This window comes from Flavivirga amylovorans (genome assembly GCF_030540875.1).
GTDB lineage: Bacteria > Bacteroidota > Bacteroidia > Flavobacteriales > Flavobacteriaceae > Flavivirga > Flavivirga amylovorans.
In genome coordinates this window covers 316,070-338,686 of the sequence record NZ_JAUOEM010000005.1, presented here as the reverse complement: position 1 = coordinate 338,686, position 22,617 = coordinate 316,070, and the positions used below count along the sequence as shown (strand labels likewise).

The 22,617-nt window shown below is 32.2% G+C and carries 24 protein-coding genes and 1 riboswitch; of the genes, 10 read left to right on the top strand and 14 right to left on the bottom strand.

The features are described from left to right. Positions 1 to 25: 25 nt before the first annotated feature. From Q4Q39_RS15755 to Q4Q39_RS15725, 7 genes are all read right to left on the bottom strand, one after another. Positions 26 to 454: a type IV pilin protein gene (locus Q4Q39_RS15755; protein WP_303283518.1), complete on the bottom strand. Its 429-nt coding sequence runs from the start codon at positions 452 to 454 to the stop codon at positions 26 to 28. Positions 455 to 480: 26 nt separating this feature from the next. Then, the gene (locus Q4Q39_RS15750; RefSeq protein ID WP_303283516.1) at positions 481 to 1,605 is read right to left on the bottom strand and encodes a type II secretion system F family protein; all 1,125 of its coding nucleotides are present in this window, start codon (positions 1,603 to 1,605) and stop codon (positions 481 to 483) included. Beyond that, positions 1,595 to 2,098, bottom strand: coding sequence for a type II secretion system protein (locus Q4Q39_RS15745; protein WP_303283515.1), 504 nt, complete (start codon positions 2,096 to 2,098; stop codon positions 1,595 to 1,597). Before Q4Q39_RS15745 ends, Q4Q39_RS15750 begins: the two co-directional genes overlap by 11 nt. Beyond that, on the bottom strand, positions 2,091 to 2,441 hold the full coding sequence (locus Q4Q39_RS15740) for a hypothetical protein (protein WP_303283514.1): 351 nt from the start codon (positions 2,439 to 2,441) through the stop codon (positions 2,091 to 2,093). Before Q4Q39_RS15740 ends, Q4Q39_RS15745 begins: the two co-directional genes overlap by 8 nt. Next, positions 2,419 to 3,684 (bottom strand): hypothetical protein, encoded by a 1,266-nt coding sequence (locus Q4Q39_RS15735; protein ID WP_303283513.1) that lies wholly within the window; start codon positions 3,682 to 3,684, stop codon positions 2,419 to 2,421. The genes Q4Q39_RS15740 and Q4Q39_RS15735 overlap by 23 nt, the downstream gene beginning before the upstream one ends. Before the next feature lie 223 nt (positions 3,685 to 3,907). After that, the gene (locus tag Q4Q39_RS15730) at positions 3,908 to 4,585 is read right to left on the bottom strand and encodes a response regulator (RefSeq protein ID WP_303283512.1); all 678 of its coding nucleotides are present in this window, start codon (positions 4,583 to 4,585) and stop codon (positions 3,908 to 3,910) included. Positions 4,586 to 4,876: 291 nt separating this feature from the next. Beyond that, positions 4,877 to 5,602, bottom strand: coding sequence for a LytR/AlgR family response regulator transcription factor (locus Q4Q39_RS15725; RefSeq protein WP_303283511.1), 726 nt, complete (start codon positions 5,600 to 5,602; stop codon positions 4,877 to 4,879). A 429-nt stretch (positions 5,603 to 6,031) separates the two neighbouring features. Continuing rightward, a riboswitch (TPP riboswitch) is annotated at positions 6,032 to 6,127 on the top strand. 122 nt (positions 6,128 to 6,249) lie between these two features. On the opposite strand from Q4Q39_RS15725, the gene thiS reads away from it, so the two are divergent. From thiS to thiH, 7 genes are read left to right on the top strand one after another with little or no spacing between them, the layout of a single operon-like run. Next, complete coding sequence (thiS, locus tag Q4Q39_RS15720; protein ID WP_303283510.1) at positions 6,250 to 6,453, top strand: sulfur carrier protein ThiS; 204 nt, start codon at positions 6,250 to 6,252, stop codon at positions 6,451 to 6,453. A 30-nt stretch (positions 6,454 to 6,483) separates the two neighbouring features. Then, positions 6,484 to 8,343 carry a phosphomethylpyrimidine synthase ThiC gene (gene thiC, locus Q4Q39_RS15715; protein WP_303283509.1) on the top strand — a complete coding sequence of 620 codons (1,860 nt, stop codon included), beginning with the start codon at positions 6,484 to 6,486 and terminating at the stop codon, positions 8,341 to 8,343. 3 nt (positions 8,344 to 8,346) lie between these two features. Continuing rightward, entirely contained in the window at positions 8,347 to 8,937 is a 591-nt protein-coding gene (locus Q4Q39_RS15710; protein ID WP_303283508.1) for a thiamine phosphate synthase, read from the top strand. Then, positions 8,938 to 9,723, top strand: a complete 786-nt coding sequence (locus Q4Q39_RS15705; RefSeq protein ID WP_303283507.1) for a hydroxymethylpyrimidine/phosphomethylpyrimidine kinase — start codon at positions 8,938 to 8,940, stop codon at positions 9,721 to 9,723. It abuts the gene before it with no gap. 4 nt (positions 9,724 to 9,727) lie between these two features. Continuing rightward, on the top strand, positions 9,728 to 10,378 hold the full coding sequence (thiE, locus tag Q4Q39_RS15700) for a thiamine phosphate synthase (protein WP_303283506.1): 651 nt from the start codon (positions 9,728 to 9,730) through the stop codon (positions 10,376 to 10,378). A 1-nt stretch (position 10,379) separates the two neighbouring features. Then, the gene (locus Q4Q39_RS15695; protein WP_303283505.1) at positions 10,380 to 11,162 is read left to right on the top strand and encodes a thiazole synthase; all 783 of its coding nucleotides are present in this window, start codon (positions 10,380 to 10,382) and stop codon (positions 11,160 to 11,162) included. 8 nt (positions 11,163 to 11,170) lie between these two features. Then, on the top strand, positions 11,171 to 12,289 hold the full coding sequence (thiH, locus tag Q4Q39_RS15690) for a 2-iminoacetate synthase ThiH (RefSeq protein ID WP_303283504.1): 1,119 nt from the start codon (positions 11,171 to 11,173) through the stop codon (positions 12,287 to 12,289). A 105-nt stretch (positions 12,290 to 12,394) separates the two neighbouring features. Here thiH and Q4Q39_RS15685 read toward each other — a convergent pair whose 3' ends face one another. After that, positions 12,395 to 13,528 (bottom strand): DUF2891 domain-containing protein, encoded by a 1,134-nt coding sequence (locus Q4Q39_RS15685; protein WP_303283503.1) that lies wholly within the window; start codon positions 13,526 to 13,528, stop codon positions 12,395 to 12,397. 616 nt (positions 13,529 to 14,144) lie between these two features. Here Q4Q39_RS15685 and Q4Q39_RS15680 point away from each other — a divergent pair. Next, the gene (locus Q4Q39_RS15680; protein WP_303283502.1) at positions 14,145 to 14,273 is read left to right on the top strand and encodes a hypothetical protein; all 129 of its coding nucleotides are present in this window, start codon (positions 14,145 to 14,147) and stop codon (positions 14,271 to 14,273) included. Positions 14,274 to 14,387: 114 nt separating this feature from the next. Here the strand turns inward: Q4Q39_RS15680 and Q4Q39_RS15675 are convergent, their stop codons facing one another. The 6 genes from Q4Q39_RS15675 to Q4Q39_RS15650 are packed head-to-tail and all read right to left on the bottom strand — an operon-like array spanning position 14,388 to position 20,212. Further along, positions 14,388 to 15,080 (bottom strand): L-rhamnose mutarotase, encoded by a 693-nt coding sequence (locus Q4Q39_RS15675; protein ID WP_303283501.1) that lies wholly within the window; start codon positions 15,078 to 15,080, stop codon positions 14,388 to 14,390. Between the two features lie 8 nt (positions 15,081 to 15,088). Then, positions 15,089 to 16,375, bottom strand: coding sequence for an L-fucose:H+ symporter permease (gene fucP / locus Q4Q39_RS15670; RefSeq protein ID WP_303283500.1), 1,287 nt, complete (start codon positions 16,373 to 16,375; stop codon positions 15,089 to 15,091). Between the two features lie 35 nt (positions 16,376 to 16,410). Next, complete coding sequence (locus Q4Q39_RS15665; protein ID WP_303283499.1) at positions 16,411 to 17,430, bottom strand: zinc-binding alcohol dehydrogenase family protein; 1,020 nt, start codon at positions 17,428 to 17,430, stop codon at positions 16,411 to 16,413. Next, positions 17,427 to 18,365, bottom strand: coding sequence for an aldo/keto reductase (locus Q4Q39_RS15660; protein ID WP_303283498.1), 939 nt, complete (start codon positions 18,363 to 18,365; stop codon positions 17,427 to 17,429). The genes Q4Q39_RS15665 and Q4Q39_RS15660 overlap by 4 nt, the downstream gene beginning before the upstream one ends. Before the next feature lies 1 nt (position 18,366). Beyond that, on the bottom strand, positions 18,367 to 19,128 hold the full coding sequence (locus tag Q4Q39_RS15655) for an SDR family NAD(P)-dependent oxidoreductase (protein WP_303283497.1): 762 nt from the start codon (positions 19,126 to 19,128) through the stop codon (positions 18,367 to 18,369). Position 19,129: 1 nt separating this feature from the next. Next, complete coding sequence (locus tag Q4Q39_RS15650; RefSeq protein ID WP_303283496.1) at positions 19,130 to 20,212, bottom strand: mandelate racemase/muconate lactonizing enzyme family protein; 1,083 nt, start codon at positions 20,210 to 20,212, stop codon at positions 19,130 to 19,132. A 195-nt stretch (positions 20,213 to 20,407) separates the two neighbouring features. On the opposite strand from Q4Q39_RS15650, the gene Q4Q39_RS15645 reads away from it, so the two are divergent. Then, positions 20,408 to 21,259, top strand: coding sequence for an AraC family transcriptional regulator (locus Q4Q39_RS15645; RefSeq protein WP_303283495.1), 852 nt, complete (start codon positions 20,408 to 20,410; stop codon positions 21,257 to 21,259). Positions 21,260 to 21,494: 235 nt separating this feature from the next. Continuing rightward, the gene (locus tag Q4Q39_RS15640; RefSeq protein ID WP_303283494.1) at positions 21,495 to 22,613 is read left to right on the top strand and encodes a hypothetical protein; all 1,119 of its coding nucleotides are present in this window, start codon (positions 21,495 to 21,497) and stop codon (positions 22,611 to 22,613) included. Positions 22,614 to 22,617 lie beyond the last annotated feature (4 nt).

The following is a 22,617-nucleotide window of genomic DNA, read 5'->3' as shown; positions in this document are numbered from 1 at the left end:
AATGTATCCTAAATTAAGTAGCATATTAATCTTTTACAATTTCTTTTAATTTACGGTCTTGATCTATTTCCCAAGTATTAAAAACTCCATCACCATCAAAATCTTGTAACGCTGTTGCTGTAGCTTTAAAACTGTTTAATGAAGCTTCTATGACTTCTATTTTATAGACTGCTTGTCCTCCTTTATCTATAGTTAAAGATTCTTCAAACCCTAATTCATTAAAATCTGCTGTGTATTTAGAGTGACGATAAAAATGGCTTTTTTGCAAACCATGTATCATACTCAACATATTTTGCGCTTCAATAGATTTAGCACTAGTAACTACAGATGTTTGATTAGGAACTACTAGATAGATTAAAATACCTATAATACAGAGTACGATAAGAATCTCTGACATAGAGTATGCCTTTAATTGTCCTTTTTCTTTTCTTAATTTTGATATTAACTTTTTCATTTTTTAACTTTTAAATTATTTGCTATCTAATTTTGAATGACTTTACTTAAATTAAAAATTGGTGAGTACATCGCAATCATTATAAAACCAACAATACCTCCAATAATAACAATCATGATTGGCTCTAAAATGGTTCCTATCATTTTGGTTGAATGATCTACATCATCGTTATATTGATTTGCTAACCCATCGTACATAGCATCCAACTCATTAATCTGTTCTCCAATAGCTGTTAACGATATTATTTTTGGAGTAAAAAAAGTATGCTTCTTTAAACTATTGGCAAGAGTTTCTCCTTTCAGAATGTCTTTTTTAGTCTGTGATAATGCTTTTTTTAATGGATAGAATGAAATCATCTTCTCTGTTAATTCTAAAGATGTAATCAATGGTGTTTTGGCAGATAATAAAAGCCCAAATGATTGGCAAAAACGAGCTAAGTAAATCTTTCTAATAAGACTTCCAAAATAAGGTGTTTTGAGAAGTATACTTGATAGCGCTCTTTTATATGTATCATGTTGTTTTAATAATTTATGCGCAATAAACATTAATAAAACAAACCCTAATATCACTGAAATTATAACATTAAAATTGTTTGAAACATTTACAACAAATTGTGTGATTTCTGGTAGTTCTTTTCCAAATTGTTGAAAAACGGATGCAAACATGGGCACCACAAAGTTTAGCATAAAATAGAGTACTCCAAATGTTATAAGTAATACAAACGCGGGGTATGCTAAAACAGAAACAACCTGCCTTTTCATTTTAATTTTTCGTGAAAAGAATTTTTGAAGTTGATCAAAAATGGCTGGTAACCGCCTTGTATCTTCACCAATTTTTATACTGTAATACTCATAAGGCGAAAAGTATTTATAATTTTGTATGGCTTGATGAAGTGATTTTCCTTTAACAACATCATCATTAATAGTTTTATAGATAGATCTTACAAATTTAGATTTTTGTTGACTTGTTAATATTTCTAAAGCTTGATTAAAATCTACTCCAGATTTTATAAGGGTAGAAAACTCCCTATAAAAATCTTCTTTTTGTTTATCTGAAAACCGTTTAAAAACTGAAGTAGAAAAAGTAATATCCGCATTAAACGTATTTTTCTTCTTTATTTTTGGATTATATGTACTTAATTCAATTTTCATTTATAGGCATTTCATTAAAATAGATACTGTTTATAGTACTTGCTGTATTTTTTTTCAAATAATAATTTGTATTAATGAGCTCACCTAAAACTTCAATAGAAATCTTAAATGTTTTATTCAGAGGCTTAGAAATATCACTCTGTGAGAATTCGTGACTTGACACATTCAGCTTAAAGGTGTCTGTTTTTATACTATGATGCCTTAAAATTAAATTCTTTAATACTTGATAACTTATAGTAGATCCATCGTAATGCTCCAATAATAATTGGTCATCATCATGAGTGAAGTTTTCAGCGTTATAAATATCATTTTTAATAGCTATATTAAATAAATTGTATTGTAAAACACTCCTGTTTTCATTCTGAAAAAGTGCCATTTGTTTTTCAACCAAATTAAATACAGTATAGCTCAATGTTATGATAATCCCCATAAGAGCCAAGCTTATTAAAGCCTCTAATATGGTGAAACTCTTCAAATATGCACTATTATTCATTATATGGAATTAGCTTATTAATCTTATACTCTTTTGATCCAGTTTTTATAAGAAATGATAGAGACACCATTTGACCCTTTTCATTGATTTTTACATTTTTAGCAACAGTATATCCTTCATATTTAAAAATATTATCTTCATAATCTTGTTGTTCTATGCTTTCATGTGTTAAAAATTCAACAGTATGTTTAGCTTTAAAATAAGAAACCGGTTTATTTAGCTTAATAACATTTAGATACACCATAAAAACTACTAACACGCAAATGGAGATAATGGAAATTGCTATTACAGATTCTACTAACGAAGAGGCCTTCAACTCCTTAAAATTCTTTAATAACTGCATATTTTTTTTTATTAGATGAGTTATTAAATAAAGGAAGTTCCACAAAATTATCTGGAAGTTTATCCTTGTTTATAGATGCATTTAGAATAATATTTTCATAATTAGAAGCTTCAGTATTTAGAAAAAACCTATCTGTATAAAGACTCCCTATAATACTTCCCTTTAATTCTGTACTTCCATAACAATAGACATTCCCTATTATAGTAGCACTTTCATTTATGAATAATTTACGCTCTAAAGAATTATTATAAGTATCTCCATCTATTACTATACCTCCAACTAATGTGCTGTTTTTTTTAATTTCTATAGAAACAATGTCTGTATCATTTTTAATATAAATACTAGAAGGATACATTAACGATACATTTTCTTCAATAACAACTTCACTAGTAGCTATGATTTGAATATTGCCTTTAAATCCCGATTCAATTTTAATAACTGGTGCCATTACGACAACATCATGTAATGTTACTGAGCTATCAATTTCTAAATCATTAATAGAATACAAAATAAAATTTCCCTTGTAACTAATATCTTTCAGAGAAGTTATACCATTAAGATCAATAACCTTAGTATCTCTATCAAATCCGTTAATATGTATCTTTTCTTCATTAATAGTATTGAATGACAAACGAGGTAAACCTGAAACATCTATATCAATAACTTTATCAATTTTTGGAAGTTTATCTTTAGATTTTAATTGCTGCCCTTTCAAATTTATAGCATTACCTTTCTGTCCGTTAATATAGGCTTGCTCAATACGTCCGTTAGGGATTTCAATATTACCTGAAACTTTTGTGTTACCAGATAATTTTAAAGGTTTATCATAATCAGTAACATATAATGCAAAATTGTCTATAGCTTTTTTAATGCTACCTACTAAAACTGTTTTACTAATAGTATCATTTTTAAATACAGTTTTACAAATTAAAATATCATAAAAGCCCCAATTCTTTTTCTCAATAAAGGATGGAATATCATCATCAAAAACATAAATCTCCTTAACATCGTTATAAGAAACCAATTCATTATTGTTTAAAAAATAATGGAATGCCGACTCGTTTTTATTAATTAAGTCTTCTTGAAGATAAAGCCTGTCATTCAATACATTTTGATAATGAGATATTAAAATAAAACAACCGCTAAAAACAGAAATAATAACACAAATAAAAATGGCATTTATTAAAGAAGAGGCCTTTAATAAATACTTTGAGTTAATGCTATTTCTTGATTTATTTTTCAACTAATAAACAATTATATTTTCAGTTTTACTTTTAACCATATATGGTTAAAAGTAATAGACCTTATATTAAAACAACTAAGGTTATGCCTTAAAATAAAAAGGCAATCCCTTACTTTATAATATTTAATTTTAGAGCATAATCAACCAGAGTTTATTGATAAATAAACCTAAGTTTTTAATCAAATTTTAAAGATTTATACCTTAAGTTAGGAATTCGTCATTACTAAATGAAACCTTTTTCATGAGCTAATTGAAGCAAATCTCTATCTCCTTTACCTTCAACATTAAAAACATCTTTTAATATTCGTTTTCTTCTTTCAAGTGCAGCAATTGAAAGTGGCAAAACACTTGGTAATTCGTTCATTTTTGTCCCATTTGATAGTTCATATAAAATCTTCCTATCGATATTGTCAATAACAAAGTCATTTGCAGATTGCTTCCGTAAAATTTTCATTACAGTTTTACTGTAATAAGGGGGCTCTAAAACAACCGTTTTTATAGTTTCGTTTAATACCTCTATTGTTAAATCTCCCTTAGTCACATAAGCCTCTGGGTTAATATTTTTAAGAATGCAAGAAATCATATAACTATCATCATAACTAGTAGATACAATTATTTTTATATTTTTAAATTGTTTTCTAATTAATATACCTAAGTCTTCTCCTCCTAAAATTTTATTGTCTTTAGATGCAGGTATTCTTATGTCTAAAAAAACAATATCAAAGGGTTTATTTTTAGCTGCCTCATTAATTTTTAGTAAAGCAGTATCACAACTATGAGCCACATCAATACTAAATTTAAAAGCTTTATTTAATTTGTTTGTTTTTTGTAAAGCATTTTTATAAACATCTGTAATTAGTGGGTGGTCGTCAATAAGCAAAACTCTGCAGGGACTTTTCATGTTAGAGAATATTAAATTAAAAAAATGTTATTTTATCACAATCAATTTACTTTAACCCAACCCAATCTTCCAAAAAAACGAAGTGCTTAATCTCCACTTTTCATACATTTTTAATTGAAAATTTATTTTTAAGTTTATTGGCATTAACTAAAATAGTTTTATAAATCAAATTTCACACATTCATAGTGTCTAACAAACATAAAATATACAAACGAGAAACTTCATACTATTTGAATGTAATTAGTGAAATAGATACTTACATTAGTGAAACAGTATTTTTTGATAGGGAAATCAACTTAACCCTAATACTGAAGTTTGCGATAATGCATTTATCATAAGTTCTACATTGTTAATATATGTTTTGCTAAATGGTATATTTTTTAAGCATTTTTTTAGTGTACAATTTAAAGTACCGTAATTGACTCTGTTAACATAATTTTTATTGACAATATAGCTTTTATGTATTCTTAAGAAATTTCTCGGCAGTATTAATTCAAAAGTCTTAAGTGTTTTATAAGCACTTACAGTATGTCCATTATTCATATAAAAATCAGTAGTATTATTATCTGCTTTCAAAAACAAAATTTCATCCGCATTTAAATACTGATAATCTTTATAAGATTTTAGACAAATGGTTTTACCAGTTTTATTTGAGTGTTTTTTTTTAAACTTTAAAGCTGCTTTTCTTATATCCAATTCAGTTATTGGATTTAATAAATAATCAAAAAAGCCAGTTTTTATAGCTTCATACGTTTTTTCTTTTGAAGAAGAAATAGCAATAAACTCATAATCCTTTTTTAAATATTGATCTACTTCATTAACTAGATTAAAGGGGTTATCTAATACTGTATCTAGGTTTAAAAAAATTAAATCAGGAGTATTTTTAAGAATAACATCAATAGGTTCTAAATAATCATAAGTACAACCAACACAATTAAACTCGGGGAAATCACTGAGAACTTTTTTTATTTTTTTTATACTAACTTCTTCTGTATCAATTATAAGATAATTATTCAAAATATTGTAATTAAAAATTGAAAACAATTATATCCATATTCTCACTAAACTCATTAGGGTTTTACCATACTTAATGTAAGGCTTTAGCCTAAATTTTAGTTTTTTGAAAAACTTTTACTTTATTAATTATCTCTTCTTGCATATTGAATCTTGTCGTTCTTTTACCATTCAGAAACATTTTTATATGATGAATTCCCTTTAATTATACTATCGTCAAATGAATAATGTATTTGATGCGCTTCTGTTTCAAAATATATACAAGAATTTTCATCTAGAATGTTACCTTATACTAAACGCTTTGATTTTTTTCTACAATTATGATTCAAAAAAGGTTTTTTCTGCTCAACTCTCACTTAATATTTCAATCAAATAATTAATGTTTATCCAAAAAAACATAGCCAAAACGGATATTTTTAAATAAATTTGTATCCGAAACTTTAGGGGTGTTCCTTATATTGGAACTGAGAGAGTCCCTTTGAACCTGATATGGTTAGCACCAACGAAGGAAAAAGTTAGAAATGCATCTTATATATGCATTTACATACTTCTTATTTAAGTACACATTAATTTATAATGGCTGTACTTCTATTTCAAAGTATTTTGTCTCTACCCCTTTAGTTATAAAAAATCATTAAAATGTATTATTTATGATTAAAATATCGGTAAATGAGACAGAATTAGAGGTTGAAGAAACCACCACTATTTCTAAACTACTTACTAAAATCAAATCGCCTTCAGAAGGCATTGCTTTTGCTATTAACAATCAAATTATAGCAAAAGAGCTATGGAATTCACATAGCTTAAGCTCCAATGATCATGTTTTAATTATTCAAGCAACCCAAGGTGGTTAATGCCATTCCAGTACTAAAAGTATTTATGAAATGAAAACAAAAGACACAGCTCCAAAGGAAGGAACAATTTCAAGAAATCCGTTTCCTAATTCTAAAAAAATCTATGTAAAAGGTGACATACACCCAAACATACAAGTAGCCATGAGAGAAATTGCTCTTAGTGATACTAAAGATTCCATGACTGGGAAATTAACACCAAACGAACCAGTAACAGTATACGACACTTCGGGACCTTATACAGACCCAAATAAAGATATTGATATTCACAAAGGCATTGAACCTATTCGCAAACAATGGATTTTAGATCGCAATGATGTTGAGGAATTAGATCAATTCACATCTACATATAGTAACGAACGTTTAAATGATGCCTCATTAGATCACATGCGTTTTTCATTACTCAAAAAACCATTACGTGCCAAAGAAGGTAAAAATGTCACTCAATTACATTATGCCAAACAAGGCATTATAACTCCAGAAATGGAATACATTGCTATTCGTGAAAACCAGCGAATTGATGAAATAACCGAAATTAGCAAGCAACACAAAGGCGAACATTTTGGGGCTTCCATTCCTTCTAAGATCACGGCCGAATTTGTTCGTTCGGAAGTAGCCAGAGGTCGCGCTGTTATTCCATCAAACATTAATCACCCAGAAGCAGAACCTATGATTTTAGGAAGAAACTTTCTAGTGAAAATCAATGCCAATATTGGTAATTCCGCTGTAACATCTTCCATTGAAGAAGAAGTTGAAAAAGCCGTTTGGGCTTGTAGATGGGGAGCCGATAACATCATGGATTTATCTACAGGAGAAAATATTCACGAAACCAGAGAGTGGATTGTTAGAAACTCTCCAGTACCTGTTGGAACCGTTCCAATTTATCAGGCTTTAGAAAAAGTAAATGGCGTTGCAGAAGATCTAACATGGGACATTTTTAGAGATACCTTAATAGAGCAGGCTGAACAAGGTGTTGATTATTTCACCATTCATGCAGGTGTTCTATTAAGATTTGTTCCTATGACGGCTAAACGTGTCACAGGCATTGTATCCCGTGGAGGATCTATCATGGCTAAATGGTGTCTGGCACATCACAAAGAAAATTTCCTTTATACACATTTTGAAGATATTTGCGCTATTTTAAAACAATATGACGTCGCTTTTTCTTTAGGAGACGGATTGCGTCCAGGTTCTGTAGCAGATGCAAATGACGAAGCGCAGTTTGCTGAACTAGAAACGTTGGGTGAATTAACCAAAATTGCACGCGAGCAAGAAGTACAATGCTTTATAGAAGGCCCTGGTCACGTACCCATGCACATGATTAAAGAAAATATGGAGAAACAAATTGAGGTTTGTGATGAAGCACCTTTCTATACATTAGGGCCTTTAACAACAGACATTGCTCCAGGCTACGATCATATTACTTCTGGTATTGGAGCGGCTATGATTGGCTGGTACGGATGCGCCATGCTTTGTTATGTAACTCCAAAAGAACATTTAGGATTACCAAATAAAGACGATGTACGAACTGGGGTTGTGACTTATAAATTAGCGGCTCATGCTGCCGATTTAGCAAAAGGACACCCTGGATCACAGCACAGGGATAACGCATTAAGTAAAGCACGATTTGAATTCCGTTGGGAAGATCAATTTAATTTGGGACTTGATCCAGAATTAGCTAGAGAATATCACGATGAGACCTTACCCGCAGATGGTGCTAAAATAGCTCATTTCTGTTCTATGTGCGGCCCTAAGTTTTGCTCCATGAAAATTTCTCAAGAAGTACGTGATTTTGCCGCAGAAAATGATATTGTTGATAATGAAGTGGTTCAAAAAGGTATGGAAGAAAAATCGAAAGAATTCAAAGAAAAAGGAAGCGAAGTCTATTTATAAACTATGATTGTATTAATTGCTCCTGAAACCGATATTCACAATGAAATAGTCATTCTAAATCAGCTTTTCGAAGCTGGTTTAGAATACTATCATTTAAGAAAACCTGAAAAAAATTATCAGGAACACTGCGATTATTTAGATCAAATTGATTCTAAATTTCACAATCGCATTGTGGTACATTATTTTCATGAGTTAATTAATACATACCACTTAAAAGGCATCCATTTTCAAGAACAAAAAAGAATAGATAACATAGATAATCCCAGCCAGTATTTCAAAGGATTAGATATGTATGGAAAAACCATTAGTAGTTCATTTCATGAACCTGATGTTTTAGCAAGCTGCGAATTTGAATTTGATTATCATTTACTAAGTCCCGTTTTCTCTTCAATCTCCAAAAAAGACTATGAAGGCAGAGGGTTTGATGTCAATCATATTGATAAACGTATTATTGGAATGGGCGGCGTAACGACTGATAATCTTACTGAATTTGACACATTAGGATTTAAAGGTGTGGGGGTTTTAGGCGGTATTTGGAATAGCAATACCCCTATAGATGTTTTTAAAACCATGAAAAATCACTTTGAGCGATAAATGAACGACAAAACATACATACTAACCATTGCTGGTCATGATCCCTCTGGAGGTGCTGGATTAACATCAGATATTAAAACATTTGAGTCGCACGGACTATACGGTTTGTCCGTTTGTACTGCTATGACCATTCAAAATGATATCGATTTTAAACAATGCATCTGGACAAAAGCCGATGTAATTATAGCTCAAATCGAAATCCTTTTTAAGCGTTTTAAAATTCACACTGTAAAAATTGGAATTGTAGAATCCTGGGAAGTATTACATTATATTCTAAACAAGTTACACGAATTAAATTCCGATATAAAAATTGTTTTAGACCCCATCATCAAAGCAAGTGCAGGTTTTGATTTTCACGAAACCGAAAGCCAAAATTTATTAGATAAAATATGGGAAAAATGCTTTATTGTAACACCAAACTACGATGAAATTCAAAGTTTATATCCTCAATTAAGTATTGAAAATACTATTGAATATATATCATCATTAACCAATATCTACTTAAAAGGTGGCCACCGAACCGACAAAAAAGGTTGGGATGCATTGTATCACAGTGCAATCGTTATGGTAAACATACCTCCAAATACCAATAAAGTTTATGAAAAACATGGAAGTGGTTGCGTACTATCTGCTTCTCTGGCTAGTAATTTTGCTTTGAGCATTGAATTAGAAGATGCGGCTAAAAATGCGAAACAGTATACAGAACAGTTTTTGAATTCTAATGATAGTCTCTTAGGAAAGCATAAATACAATACCGTTGAGCAAACTCAAATAATTAATAATTAGAATTATGATTCCGAAATTACATTACATATCACAAGGAAACTCAGGAAAAGAACATCTTGAAAACATCAAAAAAGCATGTACTTCGGGGGCAGAATTGGTACAATTGCGTTTAAAGAACTTGTCCGAAAAAAAAATGCTGAAAATTGCAGAAGAAGCCAGAGAGCTTACAGCACATTATCAAACACGCTTAATCATTAATGATCATTATAAAATTGCAAAAAAAATAAAAGCAGACGGCGTGCACTTGGGAAAAAATGACACGGCTCCTACTGTAGCAAGGAAACATTTAGAAACCTGGCAAATTATTGGAGGTACTGCCAACACACTTGAGGACTGTGAAGCACTCATCGAAAAAAAAGTAAACTATATTGGTTTAGGGCCTTTTCGTTTTACAACAACAAAAAATAATCTAAGTCCGATTCTAGGAACGAATGGATACTTAACCATTCTTGAAGCATTACAAACAGACACTCCTATTATCGCCATTGGAGGTATAACTATAGAAGATGTTCCAGACATTTTAAAAACAGGAATTCATGGCATTGCTGCTTCTGGAGAAATCACCAAAGACTTTAATAAAATTAGTCAATTCAACAAACTGTTAAACGATCCTTCAGAGCAAGAACAGGTTTGGAATCCAAATCAAAACATATAACATGACAACAGATACACTTAAAATAGCAGACAAAACTTTTAAGTCACGATTATTCACCGGAACAGGAAAATTTAGTAGTGCCAATACAATGCGTGAGGCCATCATAGCCTCGAAAAGCGAATTGGTTACAGTTGCTTTGAAACGGGTCGATTTAGAGAATAAATCGGATGATATGCTTGTTCATTTAAACCAAGAACATATTAATTTACTTCCTAATACATCTGGAGTAAGAACAGCAAAAGAAGCGATATTTGCTTCTGAATTAGCAAGAGAAGCACTTCAAACCAATTGGATAAAACTGGAAATACATCCAGATCCAAAATACTTGCTCCCCGACCCTATCGAAACTTTAAAAGCTGCTGAGGAATTGGTAAAACTCGGATTCGTCGTGATGCCTTATATTCATGCCGACCCTGTTTTATGTAAACGTTTGGAAGATGTTGGTGTACCATGCGTCATGCCATTAGGTGCTCCTATTGGAAGCAATAAAGGCATTAAAACCCTTGAATTTTTGGAAATCATTATCGAACAAAGCAACGTACCTGTAATAGTTGATGCGGGTATTGGTGCACCATCTCACGCCGCATTTGCTATGGAATTAGGTGCTGATGCCGTTTTAGTAAATACCGCTATTGCTGTCTCTCAGAACCCTATAGATATGGCAATTGCTTTTAAAATGGCTATTGAAGCTGGAAGAATGGCTTATAATTCCAAACTAGCTCCTATTAAAAATCAGGCTGAAGCTAGTAGTCCTCTCACTTCTTTTCTAAACGACTTAAATTAACACAACTTATGTCTTTTAAACATACATTTGAAACATACAATTGGGATGCTTTAGAAAAAGAGATTTACGAAGTAACAGCTCAAGATGTTGAAAACGTCCTTCTCAAAGAGAAAATTGAGTTAGAAGACTTTAAAACACTCATTTCTCCAGCTGCTAAACCATATATAGAGCAGATGGCGCAACGAAGCAATGCTATTACCAAAAAACGTTTTGGAAATACCATTCAAATGTATATTCCCATGTATTTATCCAATGAATGTCAAAATATTTGTACCTATTGTGGCTTTAGTATGGATAATGGTATTAGAAGAAAGACCTTGAGTGATGCCGAAATATTAAAGGAAGTCGAGTATATTAAAAAACTGGGGTACGATCATATTCTTCTAGTAACAGGAGAAGCTAACAAAACTGTTGGTGTTCCTTATATAAAACATGCTATAGACTTGATTCGGTCTCAATTTTCAAATATCAGTATCGAAGTACAACCTTTAGATCAAGAGGACTATGAAACCTTAATCAGTGCTGGGTTGTATGCCGTTTTGGTGTACCAGGAAACCTATCATAAAGCAACTTATAAAACCCATCACCCAAAAGGTAGAAAATCGAATTTCGATTACCGTTTAGATACACCAGATCGCTTAGGAAAAGCTGGGATTCATAAAATTGGTCTGGGTGCGCTTTTTGGTCTTGAAGACTGGCGCGTAGATAGTTTTTATACCGCTTTGCATTTAAAATATTTGCAAAAAACCTATTGGAAAACAAAATACTCGATCTCTTTCCCAAGACTTAGACCCCATCTGGGTGGGCTAGATCCAAAAGTAGAGATGACCGATACTGATTTGGTACAATTAATTTGCGCGTATCGATTACTAGATGAAGACGTTGAATTGTCACTATCTACCCGAGAAAGTGAAACCTTCAGAAATCATTGTATTCATTTGGGAATTACTTCTATGAGTGCTGAATCTAAGACAAATCCCGGAGGTTATAGTGTGGAGCCAGAATCGCTCGAACAATTTGAAATTTCAGACGAGCGTAATACCGAACAGATAAAACAGATGATTCAATCTCAAGGCTATGAAGTGGTTTGGAAAGATTGGTCCAAGTCTTATGTTGCTGTTCATTAGAGCTTATTCAATATCAATACTCTTTGATAAGTAATTTAGGATTCAGTTCCAGCTATGGAATCCAGCCCCAGGGAGCTCTTTTTAGATAAAAAACAACTTAAATAATTATTCTGTGACTGAATTCAGTGCATAGATAGCAAAGCTTCCTAACCAGTGTCCTCCTTCATAACTATCATCTACAATACTTGGTAAGGAATAGTTTATATGATTATTTGCTGTTTTTTTGAGATGCGAGAACTCTGACAATCCTTCTGCTATCTTATTTAAATTCCATGCTCGTGAAAAATTAACACCATCTAAATGCACTAGTTTACCATCATTTCTATCAGATACTTTTCCAGTTTCTAAATAGAAATTCTTAGATCTTAATTGTGGTAAAAATAGATTAATCCATATTTTAAATTCAGCTGTCGTTAATATCCTTTTCATTAAGGCTGCTTCCTCTAAACAAGGTGATAAAAAATCGAAACCACCAGGCTCCCATGCCATCGGGCAATTTGCATCTTTTAAATAAAAATCCTTAGCACGTTGTTCTATAACGCCTTTTAATTCATCATTATTTACAGTATTAGCATAATCCCAAGCAAAACTAAGCCCGAAAGCTGTATTTGGATGTTCCCCTACACGAATTGGGTAATTTAATTTAGGAAGGAATTCTATATATTTCCCAACAATTAAATCGGTTAATGGACGTAAATTATCTTCTAATTTTCTTGCTATTGGTTCATTCCAAGTATGCAATTCCTCTGCTAATTTTAGTAACCAAGCCCAACCATAAGTACGCTCATAAGATTTGTTGTGCTTTCCTAAAAAATAAGCGACTTCTATTTCTATATTCTCTTTAGTTATATTGTAAAGTAATTTTTGCTTAATCTTTCCAGTTATATCGATTTCTGGAAAAGATTTCAGTAAACTTACTAAACTCCAATGGCCATGAACTGCAGAATGCCAATCGAAACAGCCATAAAAAGCTGGATGCAATACACTTGGGGGTTTTAAATCTTCATCACCGCCCAAAGTTTGTGATAACTTGTTTGGATATTCTGTATTCATACAGTGTAAAGGTAACTCTGATAATATTTTAGCAGCTTTTAAATTAAGTTTCGGAACATCTTTAATTTCTGTATTGTTAGACGCTTTATTAACGGCTAAAATAAGTTGGTCTTTGTAATTTTCTTCTTTTGAAGTATTACAATTAAACATTAAGATGATTAATAGTAAGAGAGTATAGTTTTTCATGCTGCAAATTTAAGCATAGAATCCTGAAGGTAAAGCAATTATTAATACATTTTTTTGGATAACTAGAATATAGAATAGAAACTGCTTTTAGTGATTATATTAAGCAGAAAGCCCCTTCTGAAATATTTTCAACCTTATAACAAAGCAGTTTCTATTCTATGTCCTAGTGTACTTTTTTAATTTGCAGGTAATGACTTTTATATCTCTATTTGCAAACCTTATTTCTTAAATACGAATCAATCTTCTATTTTAGATTTTTCTTTTACAAAATTTCCTCATATTTAAGAGTTAACACAACAAAAAACAAAAATGGGTGGTATAAATTCGTACAAATATTTAAGTAAATTATACTACTGATTTTTTTTATGGAGATTCTACTATTTTATCTTGATTCTATAAATAGGAGTTCTTAAAATAACGTGAATCTTGGATAAGAAAATTTATGTCAGTTTGAGTGATTTTTGCAAAAAATCGTATCGAAAACAAGTAAATTTTCGCCCCAAAAAGCTTCTCGATACAAAATTCTTCCAGAATTTCACTCGAAGTGACATCTTGAACTATTAAGCAAGATTCACGTTAAAATAGCATCAAATATATTTGAATTTATATTTTGCTAATGAACTCATTTAGACTTTTTGGATTTAAGCGAAAATTAGAAGTTTTTGCCTATGTTGAAGACTTTTTTGAGTTGCATAGCAGAGCTACGGAAGGAAAAAAAACAGAGCTGAAAATAGCCATTTTTTAGCAAATTGAAAAAGTCTAAATGAGTCCAATCTAAACCTAATATGTTCCTTGCTCGTTTCCATCTAGATCAATCAACCATACCTTTACGGTAGTTGCCCCTCCTGGTAATTGCAAGTTAAATTTTCTCCATGTCCAACCATTTCTCTTGAATGGAACTTTCGGGGCGTGTACGCTGAAATTTCGCCACATATTCTTGCCATTCTTTTTCATGTGGAAGGCTTTGCCATACAGGACTTACTTTTTCTAAATCAAAATCAGGGTTGGTGTCCATTATCAAAATAGCTTGGTTACCGTGCAAGTATATTTCCATATCCTTGACGCCTACCTGTTTCATGTTTTTCGTAATCTGCGGCCATGCTTGCCCAATACTATGAGCTTTTCTGTATTCGTCCATCAATTCGGGGGCTTCTTCTAAAAGTAATGTCCATACAAACCTTTTGCATGTGCCTAAACTTGTTTTCAATTGTCCTTCTTGTGCTGCATAAACTTTCTCTTGATCCAGTTCATAAATACGTTCTAAAGGCTCCGTTTGAATTGGTAAGTGCTGGTTCTTATCGGTTTTATTTTCCTGAGAATTGAACATTCCTTGGGTCATTTCAAACACTTTTCTAACATCGGTATGGGTCATTTTCGGTAGGGTATCTACAACAAAAAAACATTGATTTTCCTTGCGATATCCTTCTAAATTAAGAATTCCAGCAGTTCGCAGCGTTGCTACATCCCACTTTAAAAAGGACCAGATGATCTCTTTAGAATCTGTTTCCAAAAAAAAGGTAAAGCGTCTAAATTGATTTTCTGAATAATCCATTAAAAAACCTAAATTGAAACATTGGTTGTATCTTGAATATTGACTTTATGTCCCTTAAAAGCAAAAAACAAGAGATATACATAACAAATAAGCGGAATAATGAATGAATATCGTATGTTAGAAATATCGGAAATATAGCCCATTAATGGCGGAACTATCGCCCCACCTACAATCCCCAAAAGAAATACGGAAGAGCCAGTCTTGGTATATCCTCCTAAATCTTTCATACTTAAACTAAAAATAATCGGATACACGATAGATGTAAATAAACCTACGGAAGACAAGCATGCCAATGAGAAATAACCGCTAGTACTCATTGAAATTGCCACCATAACAAAGGCACCAATACTACAAAAAGCCAAAACCCGTGCTGGATTGAATATTTTTAAAATATAAACACCTACCAATCGGCCAGCCAATACCAAGGCCATAAAAATGGTAATAAAAATTGCCGAATTCTGTTCGGTTAAATCAGGAATATTCAGCCATTTAGCATAACGAATGATAAAGCTGACAATACCAACCTCTGCTCCTACATAAAAGAATTCTGCTCCTACTCCATAAAGGGTGTGCTTGAATTTTAAAATATCCTTTAGAGGCTTTTTCTCTGAAGCATCACCATCACCATCCTTGATCTCGGGCAGGTTTACAAATAGTACCACAATCGCTATCACGGCAAGAATACCGCCTAATATTAAATATGGTGCTTTTACCAAATCTGCTTCGCCAGTTAAAAAAGTCTGTAGCTCCACCTGCGAAAAAGCGTCTATGGTCGTTTGTTCAACATCTACTTCGTGCAGCAAAAGTTTCGCAGCTAAAAAGGGTGCAATCGTTGCTCCTACCGAACCTATTGCTGCCGATAAACTAAGTCTACTTGAAGCACCATCAGGGTCACCTAATTTTGTAATGTATGGCGATGCCGTTACTTCTAAGATAGCGAAACCTGCCGCCATGATAAACAATGCCGCTAGAAAGAAGGAATAGATTCTGGTTTCGGCTGCTGGGAAAAACAAAAATGCACCTACTGCTGCTATGACCAGACCCGTAATAATACCTGTACGATATCCTTTCTTCTGAATGTACCATCCTGCAGGAAGGGCTACAATAAAATAGGCTCCAAAAAAAGCGGATTGCACCAATGAGGACTGAAAATCCGTTAATTGACATGCTCGTTTCAAATGTGGAATAAGGACATCGTTGATGTTTCTACTCAAATTCCAGAAAAACATTAACAACATGATAATGATAAACGGAACAAGATATTTTGAAGATGTTATACTTTTTGATGTGGCCATAGTTGGATTTTGTTTGTGGTTTGTTATTTATATCATTACAACTCAATGACAGCTTTAATTAAATCGCCTTGATATGTGTATAGTTTTTCAAATTCAGTAGGAACGTCATCAAACTTTATTCTATGTGTAATAAAAGGTGTTGGGTCTATTTTACCAGATTCTATTAAGCGAATAATACGACTAAAATCGGAACTTAAAGCTGCCCTACTTGCTTTTAGGGTTAGTTCTTTTTTATGAAAATAAGGATCGTTAAAAACCACATCGCCTAAAAATAAGCCTATAAAAACAATAGTTCCGCCTGCAGCTGCATATTTAAAGGTATTCAGCATAGATGTTTCACTTCCTGTTGCATCCAGTACAATTGTGGGTAAATCCCCGTCTAGTAATTTGGTTAATGACGCCTCTACATCTCCAAGAGCATTAATAGTATCATTTATGTTTGTGATCTTTTTGCATTTTTCCAGTTTGTCATCGTCTATATCCATAGCAATCACTCGTGCCCCTGTTAACTGAGCAAACTGAATGGTTCCTAACCCAATAGGACCAGCTCCAATGACTAAAACAATATCGTTATGTGATATTTGAGCTCTATCTACCGCATGGCAACCTATTGCTAGAGGTTCTATCATTGCCAATTGATCTTCTGATAACGTCTTGGATGGATGAAGAAATTTTGCTGGATATTTAAAATATTCTTGCATACCTCCATCTACGTGTACGCCCAATACTCTTAAATTATCGCCGCAATTCGGTTTACCATTTCGAACCGCTTGATTTACACCTTCGTTGTAGTAAGGTTCGACAGCGCATTGGTCTCCTACTTTTATCGTTTCAACATCGTTTGCTACATCAATTACTTCTACAGCCAATTCATGACCTAAAATTCTAGGGTAATTGAAAAAGGGCTGACTGCCTTTAAATGCGTGTAAATCTGTACCACAAACACCTATCTTTTTTACCTTAACCAAAGCTTCTCCCTCTAAAAGTGTTTTATCTAATTCTGAAACTTGAAATGATTCCCATTTTCCTGGTTCATTGAGCCTAATTACTTTCATACTGTGATTATTTCGGTAATTTCATTAAATATGTCTTCTGATAACTTTCCTAATTTCCAATCCTTGATTGTAGATTGTATTTGTTTCATATTTCGCGCTCCCATGACTACTCTGTCTGCTTCCGCTATTGAAAATAAATAACGTTGCGCCAATGTAGCTAAAGGGATATGTATTCTGTCTGCAACTGTTTTTACTCTTATAGCATTGTCTAAATCGGTTTGTGTGATCCACTCACCATCAATACCTTCCTTTTTGTATTGTTCAAACCTATTACCTAATAAAGAAAAGTGTAATGCTGATGCTGCGTAATATGCTATACCTTCTTTTTTATATTGCTGAATTTCGCCATTATAAGCGCTTAGATTACAGGCATCCATTCTTAAAAAACCAGATACGACATCAAAATTATCTTTTGTTATAAATGGTTTAAATGCTTCTGAAGGGTTGCCTCCTACTCCAAGTTTTTTCACTAGCCCTTCAGATTTAAAACCTTTGAGCGTATCTAGAATGTCTTCTATTTTTTCCAAAGGCACCAATTGTGGTTCATGTAGAAATAGTAAATCGATGTACTCCAACCCTAAAGTTTCTAAACTATTGGATAAGCTTCGCTTCATCGCTTCAGGGGAATAGTCGAGCTTAACATCGAAGGCATCATCACCTCGCAAACGACCTATTTTGGTGCTAACGAATGGTTTTTCGCCTTTCCATTGTTGCAATGCCTTGCCCACGTACAATTCAGAATTGGCATAAGAAGGTGCGGTATCCAAAACAGAAATACCATTTTCTAATGCAAATAATAAAGCATCTATAGATTCGGATTCATCAACAGGCCCCCAAACACCACCAAGTGCTGAGGTACCATATACTAAACGACTTTGGTTATTAAAAGCTACACTTTTAGCATAGTCTCCTATATATGTTGGTTTTGTTATCATATTAAAAATTTACGGTTGCTCCTCCATCTACAGGCAATACAACACCTGTAATATATTTTGCGGCTTCTGAGCTTAAAAAAACAGCGGCGTTACCAATATCGCTTGTTTGTCCAAAACGATCCATAGCAATTCGGTTTGTTATTTGTTGTTTTCGTTTTTCATCACTTTCAATAGCTTTTAAAAACATATTGGACTCTATCCAACCTGGTGCTATAGCATTTACACGCACATTACTAGTTGAATACTCTGTAACTAACGCATTTACAAGTCCTGTTAATGCGGTTTTTGAGGTTCCATAGGCTACAACTTTATCTATACCAAATAACCCTGCCATAGAACCAATCATTAATATAGATCCCTTTTTTCTTTCAAGCATATACTTGGCGCATTCACGTGTTAAGGAAAACACGCTCATAACATTGGTTTGTAGAATTCTTTCGAAATCTTCATCAGATGTTTCTTGAGCCATGCCTTTATAATGGATTCCCGCATTGTTTACCAATATGTCAACAGGGCCAATATTTGTTTCAATATCTTTTACTAAACTTGGAATCTCCTTTTTGTTGGTAATATCATTTACACGATACTGTGCATTCTCTCCTAATTCATCAACCGCCTCTTTTAAAACTTGTTCTCTGCGACCTGTTATAACGACTGTTGCTCCAGCTTCAATATATGCTTTTGCAATGCCTAGTCCAATTCCTGTGCCGCCACCAGTAACCAGTGCTATTTTATTTTCTAATGAAAAAACTGCTAACCCCATATTATTTAATTTCAGTTAAATGATCGTCTATAAAGGTAAATCCCCATCCTGGTAAATCATGAGGTTTGGCATAACCGTTTTCTATTTTCATTGGATTATCAATTAATGGATCCACCCAATCAAAAGATTCTGCACCTACTCCATTTGGTATCGTACAAAGTAACGGTACATCATAATCTTTGTAATAGTGTGGTAAAACGGGCAAATGAAAACTATTAGCTAAAGCTGCACTTTCTCTCCATGCTTCTACACCTCCAATTCTTAAAATATCTGGCTGCCAAATATCTAAAGCATTTCTTGTTACCAATTCACGAAGTGGTAAGGTATCAAATTCTCTTTCTCCCATGGCTAAAGATATACCTGTTTGATTCTTTAATATTTGATAGGCTTGAAAATCTTGATGGTTTACGGGCTCTTCAAACCAATTTATATTTAAGTCTTTAGCACCATTTGCAAGTTTAATCGCTGATGGTAAATCCATACCTTGATTGGCATCCATCATAATATCAATGTCATTTCCAACAGCATCTCTAACTTTTCTTAAACGCTCTAAATCTGTACTTACTTTTGGGGAGCCTACTTTAATTTTTACAGCCTTAAATCCTCTATCGGCATAATCCGTTACTTCTGCAATAAGTTCATCTATACTATAAGAGATCCAGCCACCACTTCCATAAATATTTACTTGTTCTTTGGTAACACCCAATAATTTATAAACGGGTTGATTTTGAGCTTTTCCCCAAGCATCCCACATAGCAATGTTTATTGCAGCTTGTGCCCATCTTAACAAACCTTGATTTCCAAAATACTCAAATAATCCATCAAGTTTTTGACCCAACAAAGCCGTTTCATAGGCTTTATAGCCTTTTACAATTGGAATTAAATCTTTTAATGCTCCAATAATGGCATTAGGAGAGTATTGGAATGACAATAAATAGGATTCCCCTACGATTCCATTTTCGAGTTGAATTCTTAAAACAATAAAAGAAATTTCAGTGAGTGTATGCGTAGCATCTGAAATTGGCTTTTTCAATGGTGTAGCCGCTTTATAAATTTTTAAGTCTCTTATTTCTAAATCCTTCATTTTTGTATTGCTTATTTATTATTATACCAAATGAACTTCAAAATGATGAATTAAATTCATTTGGTATTACAAATATCTTCAAATTGATTTTTGATTCCATATATAATATGACACTTATTGTGTACTATATTGATTTTTTAAAGCCATATCATTGTATTTATATCAATATTTTACATTTTTTAGTACTTTTATTTTATGAAAGCGCAATTAAAACAAATTACGACATCTCCAAATAACTCATTTAAAGTTAAAGTATTTGAGGAAAAAGAGTTTAAGGCTGAATGGCATTTTCATCCACAGTACGAACTAACTTATATGATACAAAGTACAGGAATTAGATATGTTGGGGACTCCATGCAAGCATTTGAAAGAGGTGATCTCGTTTTAGTTGGTAAAAATGTACCACATTCTTGGAAAACTATTGATGCCAAAAACGAACAAGTTAAATGCGTTGTCATTCAATGGGATGAAGACTTATTTAAACATTGGATTGATAAACCCGAATTTACTAGTATAAAAAAAATGCTTCTAAAATCGAGTTATGGCCTTTCTTTCGATTTAAAAACGGCACTTTCTTTAGAACCTTCGTTTAGTTCTATTTTTAGGCAAAATCCATTTGAGCGCTTCTTATCTTTATTGAATATATTAAACACTTTGGCTACTAAAGCATCTATTAAATTATTAGCTGGACCAAGTTTTGGTAAGGATCTTTCTTTGAAAGAGAGTCATAGAGTGAATGTGATTAACAATTATATTAAAGACAATTATCAAAACGAACCTTCTTTAACTGAATTATCAAATAAATTATCGTTAAGCAAAGAAGCCTTTTGTCGGTTTTTTAAAAAAACGTTTGATAAAACATATTCAAGTTATCTTAACGAATATAAAATTACGATAGCCAGTAAAATGCTAATAGAAACGGATTTATCAGTTTCTGAAATAGGTTACGAATCTGGGTTTAATAACTTATCATTTTTTCACCGACAATTTAATAAATATAAACAAATATCTCCTAATACTTATAGGCAGTTGTATCAAAGGATTTAATTAGGGGATAAGTCTACTTCAGTTAAATAAACAGTCCTTGAAAGACAAAAAAACATTAATGCATACTATTAATCTTCAAAAGAAAAGTTTGAATCGTTTATATGTGATTTTAGCTATAATTTTTATTATAACCCTTATGTTAATGTATAAATTTCTTTCTTAAATTTTATTTTGTAGGTTTTTATTTGTTAATTTATTTTACATTAGTAGTCTAACTAACCAAAACCATAAAACTATGAACAAAAAGTATGCATTCTTAATTTTAATTTTATTTAGCATAATGGTATCCGCCCAAGATATTGAAAAAGAAACTTCTGAACTAAAAGAATTAGAACTACGTCTTATTTCATTAAAAAACTTACACTCTCAATTAGATGGTATATTTAAAGATAAAACTGAGAAGAAGAATCTTGAAAAAAATATAAAGGAAACTAACAAGAAAATAATTAATAAAAAACTTTCACTTTATGAAGCTAGAGTTAAATTACCAGCAAATGACCCAAGAGCCATATTAATAAAAATAGATAATATTGAACGTCAAAATACGATTAACACTTATGATGAGTTAATAAAAAACCTATTAGCCGAGATACATAAACTACCTAAAGATGCTTCAGGTAAGTATAATAACAAAGATCAATCTTCATATGATGATTTTGTAAAAGTAAAAGAAAAATATACTAAAGAAAGAGAAAAACTTCAAACCCAAATAAATTTGGAGAAAGTAAAAATATTTGAACAAGCTGAATTAATTCAAAAAGAAGAATTACCATTTGAATTAACTCCTGAAGAACGATTAAACACTAGCAATGACCCATTAATAGCACAAAAGATAGATGTGAATAAAAAATTAGAGCGATTGAGGGTAAATGAAAAATCAAAAAAAGCTTTTGCAAATACTAAGGCTACATATAAAGCTACAATTTATAATACAAATTTCACTGTTCCTGTAGCTCGTTTCAATTTTGGTGATGACGAGAATAGTGAAGGGGATGTAATTCTATTTAATTCAATTGGAGCTGGATTTGGCAAGAGCTGGGGTAAACTAGAAGAAATTCGAAATGGTGCAGGAGATTTAGTTGCTACTGATTTTAGAAATTCAATTAGTATTCATGCGGGAGTATTATTTTCGGCATCAAGTGGAGAGGATGGAAATAATGTATTTGCCCCTGTAATTTCTTTAGGGCTTTTGGACTTTCAATTAGGCTTAGGTTACGAACTAGGAACTCTTGCTAATAGTCAAGACCCTTTCTTTTTAACCATTGGGTATGCTATACCTCTTTATAAATTAACAAAAACGAAGTTTTACGTTAAAAGGAAGAGTAAGATTTTAAATGAGATAACAGCTTTCTAATACT